The 14,408-nt window shown below is 60.6% G+C and carries 15 protein-coding genes; 6 read left to right on the top strand and 9 right to left on the bottom strand.

Annotated features, from left to right (window positions below; all coding sequences use genetic code 11):
• Nucleotides 1–648 carry an HAD-IA family hydrolase gene (locus I6L49_RS20785; protein ID WP_216950288.1) on the bottom strand — a complete coding sequence of 216 codons (648 nt, stop codon included), beginning with the start codon at nucleotides 646–648 and terminating at the stop codon, nucleotides 1–3.
• Nucleotides 649–668: 20 nt separating this feature from the next.
• On the bottom strand, nucleotides 669–914 hold the full coding sequence (locus I6L49_RS20780) for a hypothetical protein (RefSeq protein WP_139463531.1): 246 nt from the start codon (nucleotides 912–914) through the stop codon (nucleotides 669–671).
• Between the two features lie 116 nt (nucleotides 915–1,030).
• On the opposite strand from I6L49_RS20780, the gene I6L49_RS20775 reads away from it, so the two are divergent.
• The gene (locus I6L49_RS20775; protein ID WP_216950287.1) at nucleotides 1,031–1,939 is read left to right on the top strand and encodes a LysR family transcriptional regulator; all 909 of its coding nucleotides are present in this window, start codon (nucleotides 1,031–1,033) and stop codon (nucleotides 1,937–1,939) included.
• A gap of 93 nt (nucleotides 1,940–2,032) precedes the next feature.
• Here I6L49_RS20775 and I6L49_RS20770 read toward each other — a convergent pair whose 3' ends face one another.
• The 4 genes from I6L49_RS20770 to I6L49_RS20755 form a co-directional block, all read right to left on the bottom strand.
• Nucleotides 2,033–2,971 (bottom strand): sensor domain-containing diguanylate cyclase, encoded by a 939-nt coding sequence (locus I6L49_RS20770; protein WP_216950286.1) that lies wholly within the window; start codon nucleotides 2,969–2,971, stop codon nucleotides 2,033–2,035.
• Between the two features lie 199 nt (nucleotides 2,972–3,170).
• Nucleotides 3,171–3,827, bottom strand: coding sequence for an excalibur calcium-binding domain-containing protein (locus I6L49_RS20765; RefSeq protein ID WP_151286117.1), 657 nt, complete (start codon nucleotides 3,825–3,827; stop codon nucleotides 3,171–3,173).
• Between the two features lie 132 nt (nucleotides 3,828–3,959).
• Nucleotides 3,960–4,526 (bottom strand): cysteine hydrolase family protein, encoded by a 567-nt coding sequence (locus I6L49_RS20760; RefSeq protein ID WP_216950285.1) that lies wholly within the window; start codon nucleotides 4,524–4,526, stop codon nucleotides 3,960–3,962.
• 49 nt (nucleotides 4,527–4,575) lie between these two features.
• Nucleotides 4,576–5,739, bottom strand: a complete 1,164-nt coding sequence (locus I6L49_RS20755; RefSeq protein ID WP_216950284.1) for an FAD-dependent oxidoreductase — start codon at nucleotides 5,737–5,739, stop codon at nucleotides 4,576–4,578.
• Nucleotides 5,740–6,004: 265 nt separating this feature from the next.
• Here I6L49_RS20755 and miaB point away from each other — a divergent pair, with 265 nt between their 5' ends.
• From miaB to lnt, 5 genes are all read left to right on the top strand, one after another.
• Entirely contained in the window at nucleotides 6,005–7,438 is a 1,434-nt protein-coding gene (miaB, locus tag I6L49_RS20750; RefSeq protein WP_005335132.1) for a tRNA (N6-isopentenyl adenosine(37)-C2)-methylthiotransferase MiaB, read from the top strand.
• 54 nt (nucleotides 7,439–7,492) lie between these two features.
• Nucleotides 7,493–8,542, top strand: coding sequence for a PhoH family protein (locus I6L49_RS20745; RefSeq protein ID WP_216950283.1), 1,050 nt, complete (start codon nucleotides 7,493–7,495; stop codon nucleotides 8,540–8,542).
• Nucleotides 8,539–9,003 (top strand): rRNA maturation RNase YbeY, encoded by a 465-nt coding sequence (gene ybeY, locus I6L49_RS20740; RefSeq protein ID WP_216950282.1) that lies wholly within the window; start codon nucleotides 8,539–8,541, stop codon nucleotides 9,001–9,003. Before I6L49_RS20745 ends, ybeY begins: the two co-directional genes overlap by 4 nt.
• Before the next feature lie 95 nt (nucleotides 9,004–9,098).
• On the top strand, nucleotides 9,099–9,983 hold the full coding sequence (corC, locus tag I6L49_RS20735; protein ID WP_005354092.1) for a CNNM family magnesium/cobalt transport protein CorC: 885 nt from the start codon (nucleotides 9,099–9,101) through the stop codon (nucleotides 9,981–9,983).
• Nucleotides 9,984–10,131: 148 nt separating this feature from the next.
• Complete coding sequence (lnt, locus tag I6L49_RS20730; RefSeq protein WP_216950281.1) at nucleotides 10,132–11,676, top strand: apolipoprotein N-acyltransferase; 1,545 nt, start codon at nucleotides 10,132–10,134, stop codon at nucleotides 11,674–11,676.
• Nucleotides 11,677–11,743: 67 nt separating this feature from the next.
• Here the strand turns inward: lnt and nqrE are convergent, their stop codons facing one another.
• From nqrE to I6L49_RS20715, 3 genes are all read right to left on the bottom strand, one after another.
• The gene (nqrE, locus tag I6L49_RS20725; protein ID WP_076493655.1) at nucleotides 11,744–12,343 is read right to left on the bottom strand and encodes an NADH:ubiquinone reductase (Na(+)-transporting) subunit E; all 600 of its coding nucleotides are present in this window, start codon (nucleotides 12,341–12,343) and stop codon (nucleotides 11,744–11,746) included.
• Between the two features lie 200 nt (nucleotides 12,344–12,543).
• Nucleotides 12,544–12,936, bottom strand: a complete 393-nt coding sequence (locus tag I6L49_RS20720) for a hypothetical protein (RefSeq protein ID WP_254127509.1) — start codon at nucleotides 12,934–12,936, stop codon at nucleotides 12,544–12,546.
• A 259-nt stretch (nucleotides 12,937–13,195) separates the two neighbouring features.
• Nucleotides 13,196–14,377 (bottom strand): MerR family transcriptional regulator, encoded by a 1,182-nt coding sequence (locus I6L49_RS20715; protein WP_216950280.1) that lies wholly within the window; start codon nucleotides 14,375–14,377, stop codon nucleotides 13,196–13,198.
• Nucleotides 14,378–14,408: the final 31 nt, after the last annotated feature.

Raw genomic sequence — 14,408 nt, 5'->3', positions numbered from 1 at the left:
TCAGGCGGGCAGCGACACCAGCAGGGATGTCTCTCCAATCTCCACCTTCACCTCGCGCCAATCGCGGATCCCCCCCACCACCGCCGGATTGAGCGGCGCATCGCCTCCTACCTGCACCACGGTGCAACCTGCACGCAGGGCACTCTCGATACCGGCCGGGGCATCCTCGAACACCAGACAACAATCGGGCGAGACACCAAGCCGTTTGGCTCCCAGCAGATAGGGCTCTGGATCGGGCTTGCCATTGATCACAGCTTCGGCCCCCACCTGTACGTGGGGCAGCGGCAAACCGGCACAACGTAGGCGGTGATAGGCAACCCGCTCACTGGCGGAAGTCACGATGGCCCAACGCTCTGGCGGCAAGCGGCGCAGCAACTCGCCAGCCCCTGCGATGGCGTCGCCGCCGGTATGCTGCATCTCCAGCTCGTCGAGCCGCGCCGCTTCCCGCTCCACATCCAGTTGCGGGGCCAGCGCCCGGATCACCTCACGTGAGCGCATACCGTGGCACATAGCCAGTACCGGCTCTGGGGCAAGCTGATGATGCTGACACCAGAGCCGCCACACCTTCTCCACATCGCCGGTCGAGCAGACCAGGGTGCCATCCATATCGAGCAGCAGGGCGGATACCGACAGGGTGATCGTGTTCATGCCAGCGCTCATACAGACTCTCATACAGGCACCCCGGCCAGCTCGGGCAGAGAGCCAGAGAGCGCATCGGCAAAGGCCTGCTGCTGGGCGGCACGCTCATAACAGGCCAGCGCCTGCTCGGCACTGCCTGCCCACACTTGCAAGGGGCCGACCACAAACCCCTGTTGCAGCAGGCTGGCGAGCAGCTCCCCCGTCTCCGGGGCCGCCAATGGCTGGGCCAGCACCAGCTTGCCCTTGATCAAAAAAAGATAACGTTGGGTAGACATGATATGGCTCCTTGTTCCGGTTCAGAGGAGGGCGATTCCCCCCTTGCCGAGCCATTAGAACAAGGCGATTAGATTATTTATAATCAATAAATGGCCACCTTTGATAACAAATTGGAATGAAATTCGACTTGAGGCAACTGCAGGCGTTTGTGACGCTGGCCGACACCGCCAACTACCGGGAAGCGGCCAGCCGCCTCTTTATCACCCAACCGGCCCTCACCAAGCAGATCCAGGGGCTGGAGCAGACGCTGGGCTGCACCCTGTTCAAACGGGGCCGCCATGGTGCCGAGCTGACGGCGCTCGGCGCCCAGCTGCTCACTCAGGCGAGTGCACTGGTCAAACACGGCAGGGAGTTTGAACGTCACGCGTTGGCAGTGGCGAGTGGCGTGGCCGGTCGGCTCAAAATTGGCTTCGGTCTGTCGAGTTTCGCACTGGCCCCTGCGCTGGTGGCCCGCTTCAAACAGCAAGTCACGGACGTGATGGTCCATCTGCAGGATATGCCCTCCGCGATCCAGCAGGAGCAGCTGCTCTCCGGCCAGTTGCAGCTGGGCTTTATGCGCAGACCTCAGGTGCCGCAGTTACAGGAGCACAGACTGCTGATCGACCGACTGGTGCTGGCGGTGCCGACACGAATGACCGAACCAGACCCGGCCGCATTCGACGTCCAGCAGGCACTGACCAGTCAACCCCTGTTGCAGATGGTGGGCCACCGCTGCCCCGGGCTCAGCCAGCAGATCGCCGGTTTTCTCGGCGCCAATCGGCTGACCGGCGTGGTTCAGGAGGCCGAAGATATCCAGACGCTGGTGGCGCTGGTCGCGGCGGGCATCGGCAACGCCATCCTGCCACGCAGCGTCAGCTTTATCGCAGGGCCCGATGTCACCCTCTATCCCCTCTCAGGCCCCAGCTCCGAGTGGGAGGTCAGCATGGTATGGAATCCGGACTTTGCCGACCCCATCCGGGATCACTTCGTCAGGCAGGTGATCGCCAGCCATCCCCTGCCGCTGTCGGCCACACCCGAGCGCTGAAACCAACGCTCGCTGGTTGCTAACACCGTGACCAACCAAAAACAGTGCGCCCCCATCAAGGGGACGCATGCAGGACAAAAGCGGCAATGCGGCTCAACAACTGGCGCAGTGACTACGGTTTTTACCCGCCCCCTTGGCGCAATAAAGCGCCGCATCGGCCGCGGCCAGCAACGCCCCTTCCCCCTCCAGCGGTTGCTCTGCCGTGTAGGTGGCAATACCAATGCTGGCGCTAAGCTGAATATTATTTGCCACCACGATGTCGAGATCGTTGATGGCCTGGCGGATCTCCTCCGCAATCCGCTGGGCCGTATTTTGGTCGGTATTGCCGAGGATCAGGGCAAATTCGTCACCACCAAAACGGCAGGGCAGATCCGCAGGACGCTGGCAGAAGGATTGCAGAAGATGGCCCACCAGCTGGAGCGAGCCATCTCCCATCTGATGACCAAGATGGTCATTGCACGCCTTGAAGTTATCCAGATCCAGCATGATGAGGGAGAGCGGGGTATGTTCCCGCATGCTGCGCCGCCACTCGTTATGCAAAAAACTGTTGAACAGCCGCCGATTAGCCAGTCCGGTCAAAGGATCGTGGAGGGAGAGGCTTTCCACTTCCAGCTCCAGCAGCTTGCGCTCGGTGATATTGATATGGGCGATGGAAAAATACTCGGCATCAAGCCCGGGTACCGGCGCTACTCGCATCATAAACCAGCGCTGGGTGTCGGGGCTGTGGCAGGGGTATTCCAGATAGAACTTATCCTGCTGATGACGGATGACCCGGAGGATCCCCTCCACGGCAGCCAATCCAGAGGGCTCGGATTCAGCGTCACAAGCCCCCATGTAATTGACCCCAATCCAGTTATATCCCTTGGGCATGCCGTTTTGCTCGGCAAACAGATCCCAGGCGAGATTGGTGTAATGGATCACGCCATCCCGATCTATCACCGATATCTGGTCTTCCAGCGAATCCAGCAGCGCAGCCAGATGATGGGCTCGCTCGGCGAAGTGACTCTGCCGTGTCTGTATATCATCCGCCATGGTGGCCATCCTGTGGCAAAAGTGGCATACCGTCATCTATTAACAATTAAGTCAGCAGATAGAGTAAAGCACCCCATTCCCACTTAGCCAACTGAGACCAAATTTCACCATCGAACACTATCCGGCAAGGTTTCAGGCCAGTTTCCCTGCTCCGGATAACAAGAGCACATCATGAGTATATGTATTTGATAAATCACATTTAATGACCACACCACTGATTTTCGCAGGGGATGCCATCGCCCTCCCCGTCCATTTTGGTGTTCGGGCAATGTTGCAAAAACCAGGTTGCCTCCTCGCAGGAGGTCATCTGGGAGCAATGCTGCCGACCATCACACTGGCGAATAAAGGTCGTTGCCTGTGGCGTGCTGACCTCCTCCTGATTGAAAGAGGAGACCGGCAATGGAGCCATCGACTCGGCCGAGAAACGGGAATAGATGGAAAAGAGGCCAACGAGCACCAGCAGAGGGATCAATTTGCCACTCCAGCTGCTCTTGCGACGTCGATAGGGGTTACTTCTCTCTCTGGTCGAGGTGGGTCGTGGCGGCTGACTTGCCGCCCGAAATGATGGCGCCGCTGATGATGCGGCCGAAGGCACGGCATCCGCCAACGTGAGCGGGCGATCGGGGAAAAAGACCTGCAACGCCCTTGGCTTGCCATCCTGGCCACTGCCGATCAGATAGGTGACACGCTCCCCCGGCTCGGGCACGCGGCCATCTGATTGCAACGCCGTAACATGCACAAACAGCCCTGCACCGCGTGATCCATTGATTGTCTGCTCGGCGCCATTTTGCTCCGGCGTAATAAATCCAAAGCCGCGCGCCTCGTTCCAGCTCGCGATCCGTCCCTGATAACGCATCTGTCCATCCTTGTTGTTATCCATGTGAGCACTATATTGCCCGACAATCATGTTGCCCAAAAGCGCTGCGGCCCGACAAGGGGCCGCAAAGTCAATCTCAACACGGTGATCGGGCGCAGCCTGCGTTAAGGATCAAGCCAGCCGGGACACCTTGATGATCTCGGCGATGCGACCCAGCAACCGCAGCGAGGTGTGATGCTCAGTGGCATCTGCGGCGGCGCAGGCATCCTCCAGAATGGTGATGGCGTAGTCGCGATCGTGACCATCCCGCGCCGCCGCCTGAATGGCCCAGCTGGTGCTCACTCCGCACAGATAGAGGTGGTCGATGTGATTGGCCCGCAGCGCAGGCTCCAGCGCCGTGCCATAGAAGGGGCTCACTCTGGGCTTGGTCAGCACCAGATCGCCGGGCTGCACATCCAGATCCGGATGAAAGTCGGTGCCGCTGTCAGCCAAGGAGAGCGCCCCCAACTGGTGAGCGCGACCAAACATGGGAGACCCCTTGGGCTGCAGCTGATAGCCGCCGTCAAAGCCCACCTTGATCAGCACCACCAGCCAGCCGTGGGCGCGGGCATGGGCCAGCGCCTGATTGGCATGCGCAATGGCATCCTGCTCCAGCACATGGGCTGCGGAGGCGGCAATGCGCCCGTCGGGATGGGCAATATCGTTGATAAAATCGATCACCAGCAGTGCCTTGTTCATCACCTTTGCTCCTTCGCGAATTCAGCCCGTGTTACCTGGTTTCTACCTGTCAAACCAGCCCCAGTGCATAGCGCAGCGCCATCTCCTTGAGCGGGCCCGCCTTGTCCGCCAGATTGAGAGCCAGATTGCGGGCCAGCTTGAGGGGGCCAATCTCGTTGCTGAACACCCCGTAGAAGAGATCCATTCCCGACTGCATCAGCAGGTTGTCGGGGCGACGGCGTCGCTCGTAACGCTCGGCCAACGCCAGCTGATGCCAGTCGGCGCCGGCTCCTTGCAGCAGATCAGCCCAGCAGGCCACATCCTTGAAGCCAAGGTTGACCCCCTGCCCCGCCAGCGGGTTGATGGTGTGGGCAGCATCGCCAAGCAGCACCACCCGACCGACGTGATAGTCGTTGGCGTGGCGGCGCACCAGCGGGAAGCTCCCCTTGCCGGTGACGGTAAATCCGCCGAGGCGGCTTGGGAAGTGGCGGCGCACTTCGGCGGCAAGCCCTTCGTTGCTCATGGCCGCCAGCGCGCGGATACGGGCCGGGCTGTCATACCACACCAGGGAGCCGTGCTGACCGGGCAGCGGCAGGAAGGCGCGCGGGCCGCTCGGGGTGAACTGCTGCCAGGTGATATCTTCCTGCGCAAAGTCGGTGTCGATATTGATCAGCATGCAGTGCTGGCGGTACTCGAAGCGCGATACGCCGATACCGACCAGCTTGCGGGTGTGGGATTCGGCACCGTCGCAGGCCAGCACCCAACGGGCCGCCAACTCAGTGCCATCATCCAGAGTCAGCACCGCTTCATCCGCACTCTGGCGCAGGCTGGTCACCGCCGCCGGGGTGTGGGTCTGGATGGTAGGAAAATCTTCCATCCGCTTGAGCAGGGCGAGCTGCACCAGCCGGTTTTCGATGATGTAGCCGAGCTGGGGCAGACCGAGATCGGCGGCATTGAAGCGGGTGGCAAAACCGTCCAGCTCCCAGGTCTCCAGCCGGCGATAGGGGCAGAGCCGCATCTGCTGCAGATGGTGCCAGGCACCGGCCTGCTCCAGCAGCGCCACCGAGGCCTGACTGATGGCGGAGACCCGCAGATCCAGCGGCTGCTCCGGCGCGTAATGCTCCGGCAGTTGGGTCTCTATGACCCGCACCGAGAGGCCCTGAGCCGCCAGCAGACAGGCGGTGGCGGCGCCCACCATGCCGGCGCCGACGATGGCGATATCACACTGTTCCATACATTTATTCCTGAAAGGGTGCGTCCGGCGACAGCGCCCGGACGTGAACCGGATGGCTGCATGATAGCGCAAGGGCGGCTGATAAACAGTGAGACAAACGGGGAATTGCTGCGTCAAATCAAGGAGAAAGCTTATTGACCTTGCTGGCAACAGGTATCGGGTGAGCACCATTGCCAGCTGGATATTAGCTAGGCAGTATCCAGATTGCGGAGTAAAATGCGCGGTCCTTTGACCATGCCGATTTCAAAACAAGTCAAGAGAAGCAATGAGCAAGAAACTTCACATTAAAACCTGGGGTTGCCAGATGAACGAGTATGACTCGTCCAAAATGGCCGACCTGTTGGATGCCAGTAATGGCTACACCCTTACCGAAGAGCCCGAAGAGGCAGATGTCTTGCTGCTCAATACCTGCTCCATCCGCGAAAAGGCGCAGGAGAAGGTGTTCCACCAGCTGGGACGCTGGAAAAAGCTCAAGGCCAACAAGCCCGGTCTGGTGATCGGCGTGGGTGGCTGCGTTGCCTCTCAGGAGGGCGATGCCATCCGCCAGCGCGCTCCCTATGTGGATATCGTGTTCGGCCCGCAGACCCTGCATCGCCTGCCCGCCATGATCAAGGAAGTGCAAGAGGGCCGTGGTGCCCAGGTTGATATCGCCTTCCCCGAGATCGAAAAATTCGACAGCCTGCCCGAACCGCGCGCCGAAGGGGCCACCGCGTTCGTCTCCATCATGGAAGGCTGCTCCAAATACTGTACTTACTGCGTGGTGCCCTACACCCGCGGTGAAGAGGTGAGCCGACCGCTGGACGACGTGCTCTACGAAATCGCCCAGCTCGCCCAGCAGGGCGTGCGCGAAGTGAACCTGCTCGGCCAGAATGTCAACGCCTACCGCGGTCCGACCTTTGATGGCGGCATCTGCACCTTCGCCGAGTTGCTGCGTCTGGTGGCCGCTATCGACGGTATCGATCGCATTCGCTACACCACCAGCCACCCGATCGAGTTCACCGACGACATCATCGAAGTCTACAAAGATACCCCGGAAGTGGTCAGCTTCCTGCACCTGCCGGTGCAGAGCGGCTCCGACCGTATTCTGACCATGATGAAGCGCCCGCACACCATCCTGGAGTACAAATCCAAGATCCGTCGCCTGCGTGCCGCCCGTCCCGACATCACCATCAGCTCCGACTTCATCGTTGGCTTCCCGAATGAAACGGACGAAGACTTTGAAGCGACCATGAAGCTGATCGAGGATGTGGGTTTCGACATGAGCTTCAGCTTCATCTTCAGCCCGCGCCCGGGCACCCCGGCCGCCGACATGCCTGACGATGTCGACATGGAAGTGAAGAAAGCCCGTCTGGCCCGCCTGCAGCACGTCATCAACAACCAGGCGATGCAGATTGGCCGCGCCATGCTGGGCACCACCCAGCGCATCCTGGTAGAAGGGCCCTCCAAGCTCGACCCGATGCAGCTGTGTGGCCGCACCGAGAACAACCGGGTGGTCAACTTCGAAGGCCAGCACACCCTGATCGGCGGCTTTGCCGACGTGGAGATCACCGAGGTACGTCCCAACTCCCTGCGCGGCAAGTTCATCCGCGGCGAGAGCGAGATGAACCTGCGGATCGCCACCGCCCCGAGCGAAATCCTGGCCCGTCGCCCGGATAACGTACCGGACGAGCTGGGCGTTGCCGCCTTCACTCCCCATTAATCCCCTCCTCCCCATTCGCCCGGCGGATGGGGAGCGCCTTGAGACGAGGATATTTTGAGCCGACACATCTCGACCCTGAATCTGCATCTGGAGCCCGCCGACAACCAGCGCCTTACCAGCCTGTGCGGCCCCTTCGATGACAACATCAAGCAGCTGGAGCGCCGCCTCGGCGTCGAGATCAGCTACCGTGACAGCCACTTCCAGTTGGTGGGCAAACCGGCCCAGCTGGATGCCGCCGCCGTCATCCTCAAGCACCTCTATGTGGAAACCCAGCCCCTCAAGGGTGGCAAGGTGACCGATATCACTCCCGATATGGTCCATCTGGCCATTCAGGAGTCGCGGGTGCTGGAGCAGGATGACGAACCGGCGCCGAGCATCCCCTATGGCAAGGAGGTGACGGTCAAGACCAAGCGCGGTCTCATCAAGCCACGCAGCCCAAATCAGGCCCAGTACATTGCCAATATCGTGCGCCACGATATCTGCTTCGGCATAGGCCCTGCCGGTACCGGCAAGACCTATCTGGCGGTCGCGGCAGCAGTGGATGCGCTGGAGCGTCAGGAAATTCGCCGCATTTTGCTGACCCGTCCGGCAGTGGAAGCGGGGGAGAAGCTGGGCTTCCTGCCCGGCGATCTCTCCCAGAAGGTGGATCCTTACCTGCGCCCCCTCTACGACGCCCTGTTCGAGATGCTGGGTTTTGAGCGGGTCGAGAAGCTGATGGAGCGCAACATCATCGAAGTGGCGCCGCTCGCCTACATGCGCGGAAGAACCCTCAATGACGCCTTTATCATTCTCGATGAGGCCCAGAACACCACCACCGAGCAGATGAAGATGTTCCTCACCCGCATCGGCTTCAACTCCAAGGCGGTGGTCACCGGCGACATCACCCAGGTAGACCTGCCGCGCAACGCCAAATCCGGCCTGCGCCATGCGCTGGAAGTGCTGCCAGGGGTCGATGGTCTGTCGTTCAACTTCTTCGAGTCCAAAGACGTGGTGCGCCACCCGGTGGTGGCCCGCATCGTGCAGGCCTATGAGGCGTTCGACGCCAAACAGGCCGCCGAGAAGGTGGCCGGCCAAACAAACGCCAGCAAAGAGAGCGAGCAATGAGCGTAACCCTGGATCTGCAGCTGGCCAGTGCCAGCACTGACGGCCTGCCCACCGAAGCCCAGCTGCAAGGCTGGCTCGACGGCACCATTCTCGGCTTCCAGCAGGAGGCAGAAGTGACGGTGCGCATCGTCGACGAGGCGGAGAGCAACGAGCTCAACCTCACCTATCGCGGCAAGGACAAGCCCACCAACGTGCTCTCCTTCCCGTTCGAGGCGCCACCCGGTCTGGAGCTGCCGCTGCTCGGCGATCTGGTGATCTGCCGTCAGGTGGTAGAGCGCGAGGCCGAGGAGCAGGGCAAGCCCTTCATGGCCCACTGGGCCCACATGGTTGTGCACGGCAGTCTGCATCTGCTAGGTTATGACCATATCGAGGATGAGGAAGCCGAAGAGATGGAAGCGCTTGAGCGCGATATCATGCAGGAGCTCGGTTTTGCCGATCCTTATCTGAACGACGAAGAGTAAAGAACCGGATGGTCATCGTCTTGAAACAGCAGATGGCCATCCTTATATAACCCGAACTATTTCAAGTGTGTTCATACGAGTAACCAAGAGAGAAAATGACCGACGATCACCCTAGTACCGGCTCGCCGAAGAAAACCTGGCTCGACAAACTCAGCCAACTCTTCCAGGGCGAGCCAAAAGACCGCAATGATTTGGTAGACGTGATAGCCGATGCCGAAGAGCGCGACCTCATCGATCAGGACACCAAGGACATGATCGAAGGGGTGCTGGAGATCGCCGATCTTCGCGTGCGCGATATCATGATCCCCCGCTCCCAGATGGTGACCATCGAGAAGTCCCAACCGGTGGATGCAATCCTGCCGGTGATCATCGAGTCCGGTCACTCCCGCTTCCCGGTGATCAACGAGGACAAGGATCATGTGGAGGGCATACTGCTCGCCAAGGATCTGCTCCCCTTCGGGTTTGGCGGCCATCACGCCAGCGAGCCGCTGCAGCTCGAGAAAATCTTGCGCCCCACGGTGATCGTCCCCGAAAGCAAACGGGTTGACCGTCTGCTCAAGGAGTTCCGTGAAGAGCGCTACCACATGGCCATCGTGGTCGACGAATTTGGTGGCGTCTCCGGTCTGGTGACCATTGAAGACATACTGGAACTGATCGTTGGCGAGATCGACGACGAGTTTGACGACATCGAAGATGAACCGGACGAGATCCGCCGCCTCAGCAAGCGGGTCTTCTCCATCAGCGCCCTGACCGAGATCGAGGATTTCAACGACTTCTTCGGCACCAAATTCAGCGATGAAGAGGTGGATACGGTGGGTGGTCTGGTGATGCACGCCTTCAGCCACCTGCCCAAGAAGGGCGAGGAGATCGAGCTGGATGGCTACCTGTTCAAGGTGATGCATGCCGACCGGCGCCGTCTGCAGCAGTTGCAGGTGAAGATCCCCGAGCACCACGCGGCGGCGCAATCTGAGCCGCAATAGGCAGATCCGCTCGATGTGTGAAACAACGCCCCGACCTCGGGGCGTTGTGCTCTCTGCCACCGGCATCGAGGCTCGCCGTTGCCCCGCTTACAGGTTAAGATACCGGCCATTCGACCCCAGTTGCACACCAAGACGAGCACCATCGCCCGTGAGATTATCCCCTGTTACTTCTAAAATTCTGTTAAGCCTCAGTGCATTGGCCTCTGGTGCCATCGCAGTGCTGGCCTTCTCCCCCTTCGGCTACTGGCCGCTGGTGATCCCCTCCCTGCTTGGCCTCTACGCCCTGCTGGACAAAGCAACGCCGAAACAGGCCGCCTGGCGCGGTTTTGGCTACGCCATGGGACTCTTTTTGCCGGGGCTGTGGTGGATCCATGTCAGCATGACCGAGTTTGGCGGCATCCCGCTGCCGGTCGCCTTCGTCCTGCTGGCCGGGCTCTCCGCCTATCTGGCACTCTATCCGACGCTCGCCTGCTGGGTCTTTGCCCGCGTCTTTGGCGGCCGTCACTGGAGCCGCTGGCTGCTCGCCTTCCCGGCCCTCTGGTTGGTGGCTGACTGGCTACGTGGCTGGGTGATGACCGGCTTCCCCTGGCTCTGGTTTGGTTACAGCCAGATCGACGGCCCCCTCAAGGGCTTTGCCCCCATTCTCGGGGTGCAGGGCATCACCCTCGCCCTGTTGCTGTCCGCCTCCGCTATCTGGCTGGTGTGGAAGTCCCGCTCCCCGCTCTGGCTGGCGGTGCCTGCCCTGCTGGTGGCAGGTGCTCACGGTCTGATGCAGCTCAACTGGGTCACCCGTGGCGAGCCGGTCAAGGTGGCACTGGTGCAGGGCAATATCGCCCAGTCCCTCAAGTGGGATCCAGAGGCGCTGGCCCCCACGGTGCGCACCTATCAGGACTTGAGCCGCGAGAATCAGGATGCCGACATCATCATCTGGCCGGAATCGGCGATCCCGGCCATCGAGAAGGCGATGGGCCCCTATCTGGAGAATCTGGACAAGGCGATGAAGGTGAACGATACCGGCCTGCTGGCGGGGATTATTCACTACGATGAGCAGCAACAGCGCTTCTACAATACCGTGCTCGGCATGGGGGTGCAGGATGCGGATGGCAAGGAGTCCTACTTCTACAACCACTCCAACCGCTACAACAAGTACCACCTGCTGCCCATCGGCGAGTTCGTGCCGTTTGAAGATCTGCTACGCCCCATCGCCCCCTTCTTCAACCTGCCGATGTCCTCCTTCAGCCGGGGTGACGAAGTGCAGCCAAACCTGATCGCCAAGGGGCTCAAGTTTGCCGCCGCCATCTGCTACGAGATCATCTTCCCGGAGGAGGTGCGCCGCAACGTCAATGCCGATACCGACTTCCTGCTGACCGTCTCCAACGACGCCTGGTTCGGCACCAGTATCGGCCCCTGGCAACATATGGAGATCGCCCGGATGCGCGCGCTGGAGCTGGCTCGTCCGCTGCTGCGCGACACCAACACCGGCATCACTATCGTGACCGAGATCGATGGCAGCATCATCGGCCAGATCCCGCAGTTTGAAGCGGGCGTGCTGCGCAGCGAGGTGCGTCCCGCCCACGGCGAGACCCCCTACATGCGCTTTGGCAGCTGGCCCCTCTACGGTCTGACCGTACTGCTGCTGGCTCTGGCGCTGGCGCTGCGCCCCAAGGCTCACCCCTGGGCCCGCGAGCTGTAACGCCAATCCGCAATCCCCGATAAACAACGAGGCGCCCACAGGCGCCTCGTTTTTTTATGTCATCCCCTCACAGAGATATGCCGGAGAAGGACATGAAACCAAGGGACATCAGCCCCGCCACGATAAAGGTGATGCCGATGCCCCGCAGCCCCTCGGGTACATCAGCGTACTTCAGTTTCTGGCGCAGCCCGGCCATGGCGACAATGGCCAGCAGCCAGCCAAGCCCCGAGCCTGCGCTGTAGACCAGCGACTCGGCAAAATCGTAATCCCGCTGCGCCATAAACATCACCCCACCAAAGATGGCGCAGTGCACCGTCAACAGCGGCAGATAGATGCCGAGCGCCTGATAGAGCGCCGGAACGTACTTGTCGAGCACCATCTCCATCACCTGCACCAACGCCGCCAACACCCCGATGTAGATGATGTAATCGAGAAATCCCAGATCGAATTCCCCGAAAAAGGTACTGCCTGCCCGCAAGATATGGCGGTAAATCAAGTTGTTGAGGGGAATGGCGATCACCATCACCACCAGGATCGTCATGCCAAGGCCAAAGGCGGTGTTGATGTTCTTCGAGACGGCCAGAAAGGTACACATCCCCAGAAAGAAGGCTAGGGCGAGGTTCTCGACAAAGATTGAGTGAATAAACAGGTTGAGGTAGTAGTCCATAGGGTGTGCTCACCAGGTGTTTGCGCAAAGAGAAAGTCTGCCTCTGGCCGATGGCCAGCAGCATGGACGAAACAACAGAAAGCGCGGACGCAACTCCGGACGATAGAGCGCAGGCTGCAGGTGTCAGCCTACCCCGTCAGTCAATCGGGAGCGTTAAAAGCCGTGTGAAAATGTGGATGAGCGTCCGCCAGCCGGGTGAGCTAGTCGCCGTGACAGAAGCGAAATTGCAGATGGTGGCCGCAGAGTTGCCGTTTATGCAGATAGCCAACGTGGCCACAAGCTTGTCTGACATAGATCAGCGGCACAAAGAACAGCAGGCCACAGAGCAGGCCGAGGATGTCGTACTGGAACCAGGCCAGCAGCATCTGATAGAGATGGCCTTCCCGCTCCTTCGCCAACCGCCGCCCCTGCTCGACCCCGTGGCGCCACTGGTTGCCCGGCAGCAAACCGACCGTGTCGACCAGACGCTGATTGAGCGGGTCTTGCAGTGCCATCCCCGCCATCGCCCCGGCAGATGGCCCCTGCGAAACGGCGCTCAGCCCAGCTGCGGCAAAAGCAGCGAGCCACAGAATGCAGGCGATGGCAAAGGCCATTGCACAGTGCTGTATGCGGCTTGGGGGTAAGCGACGGGCAAGAGGCAAGGATCGAGCTCCTTCAAGGATGACAGGAATGCGAAGATAAATATATCACAAGACATCGCTTTATTGGATTTTTATATTCACCTAATCATGCAAATCAGCACTAAACACTCAATTATCACTGAACTGAGCATTTAAAAACCCAAACAAATGGGGGAGCATCTGCCCCCCCCTCCGGTCACTGGCTCACCCTCAATGGCAATAGCCATCCTCTTCACATCGCTTGCAGGCAGCAGATCACATAGCCGTAACTGCCCAGATATTGGCGGTGGATGGCCACTTCCCGGCTCAAGTCCTGCCAGGCAGCACTCTCCCCCAGCTCGTCTCGATAGCGCACCAGATTGACCTCGATAGGGTCCAGATAGTTGTTCCAGGCGCACATCGGCAACGGAGTATGCGACAGGCAGCGGTAGCCTGCCGCTTGTATCGTCTCAAGCAGGCCCGCCAGCGTCTGCATGGCGGGATAATCCTGCTGCCAGAATGCCAATGCCTCCTCGGGCGGGTTATCGGTCAGCCAGACCGCATCACTCAGCACGATGCAAGCCTGCGGGCTCGCGAGCAGCGGGCGCCACGCCTTCAGCGCATTGGCAACCCCCATCACGTAAGCGCTCCCCTCTGCCCAGATGAGGTCGGCCGGGGCCAGATCGTCCGGCAGTGCCGCCATGTTGGCGCAGAGGGTGGAGACATGCTCAAAGCCCGCAGCACGGGCGGAGTGCGCCACGGCGGCCAGTGCCTCCTCTTCCAGATCGATGGCCACAATGGCGGCATCGGTCACCTGAGCCAGCGCCATGGTCGAGGCACCGCGCCCGCAGCCCATGTCGAGGATCCGGCGCGGCCGGATGGGCAAGGCGGCAAACTGCAGCTGAGTGAAGGCGCGATCCCCCGGCCCCCAGTAACTCATGCCATCCAGCAGCTGGATAAAGTCTTTGATGTAACGCTCATGTTCATTCATGTCTTTGCTCAACCATTGCAAGTGGTAGCGATCTTTCTCGCTAAAACCCTGTTTCATCACCCAAGCGAAGTAGGCCTCCGGTGCCTCGCGCTGCAGTTGCAGCTGCCAGGCCTTGAACTCCTCACCGGAGCGCGGGCGCAGCCCTGCCAGATCCGCCAACAGATCCCGGGCGCGCTGCATCCGCGCCAGCTCCTCATCCAGCTCCCTGACCCGGGCCTGCAATGCCGCCTGATCTATCTCGCCAGCCAGACAGGCGAGGCACTGCTTGAGGCTGAGGCCACCTGCCTGCAGAGCCTGCACCATCTGCAGTCGCTGCAGATCCCCCTCGTCATAGTGGCGATAGCTGTTGGCGGCCCGGGTACCGGCAATCACCCCCAGCTTCTCGTAATAGAGCAGGGTGGAGCGGGCGAGGCCGCAGCGGCGGGCCAGTTCGGATATTTTCATGACAATCACTCACGGTGCGGGCCCTCAGGTG

It is taken from the genome of Aeromonas sp. FDAARGOS 1419, from assembly GCF_019047045.1.
Taxonomy (GTDB): Bacteria; Pseudomonadota; Gammaproteobacteria; order Enterobacterales; family Aeromonadaceae; genus Aeromonas; species Aeromonas veronii.
The sequence above is the reverse complement of the archived record's forward strand: the minus strand, read 5'-3'. Positions and strand labels throughout refer to the sequence as shown.

What these genes read in the sequence shown, in the direction of transcription:
- I6L49_RS20785 (WP_216950288.1), bottom strand. Translation starts at nt 648, where the DNA reads ATGAACACGATCACCCTGTCGGTATCCGCCCTGCTGCTCGATATGGAT.
- I6L49_RS20780 (WP_139463531.1), bottom strand. Translation starts at nt 914, where the DNA reads ATGTCTACCCAACGTTATCTTTTTTTGATCAAGGGCAAGCTGGTGCTG.
- I6L49_RS20775 (WP_216950287.1), top strand. Translation starts at nt 1,031, where the DNA reads ATGAAATTCGACTTGAGGCAACTGCAGGCGTTTGTGACGCTGGCCGAC.
- I6L49_RS20770 (WP_216950286.1), bottom strand. Translation starts at nt 2,971, where the DNA reads ATGGCGGATGATATACAGACACGGCAGAGTCACTTCGCCGAGCGAGCC.
- I6L49_RS20765 (WP_151286117.1), bottom strand. Translation starts at nt 3,827, where the DNA reads ATGCGTTATCAGGGACGGATCGCGAGCTGGAACGAGGCGCGCGGCTTT.
- I6L49_RS20760 (WP_216950285.1), bottom strand. Translation starts at nt 4,526, where the DNA reads ATGAACAAGGCACTGCTGGTGATCGATTTTATCAACGATATTGCCCAT.
- I6L49_RS20755 (WP_216950284.1), bottom strand. Translation starts at nt 5,739, where the DNA reads ATGGAACAGTGTGATATCGCCATCGTCGGCGCCGGCATGGTGGGCGCC.
- miaB (WP_005335132.1), top strand. Translation starts at nt 6,005, where the DNA reads ATGAGCAAGAAACTTCACATTAAAACCTGGGGTTGCCAGATGAACGAG.
- ybeY (WP_216950282.1), top strand. Translation starts at nt 8,539, where the DNA reads ATGAGCGTAACCCTGGATCTGCAGCTGGCCAGTGCCAGCACTGACGGC.
- corC (WP_005354092.1), top strand. Translation starts at nt 9,099, where the DNA reads ATGACCGACGATCACCCTAGTACCGGCTCGCCGAAGAAAACCTGGCTC.
- nqrE (WP_076493655.1), bottom strand. Translation starts at nt 12,343, where the DNA reads ATGGACTACTACCTCAACCTGTTTATTCACTCAATCTTTGTCGAGAAC.
- I6L49_RS20720 (WP_254127509.1), bottom strand. Translation starts at nt 12,936, where the DNA reads ATGGCCTTTGCCATCGCCTGCATTCTGTGGCTCGCTGCTTTTGCCGCA.
- I6L49_RS20715 (WP_216950280.1), bottom strand. Translation starts at nt 14,377, where the DNA reads ATGAAAATATCCGAACTGGCCCGCCGCTGCGGCCTCGCCCGCTCCACC.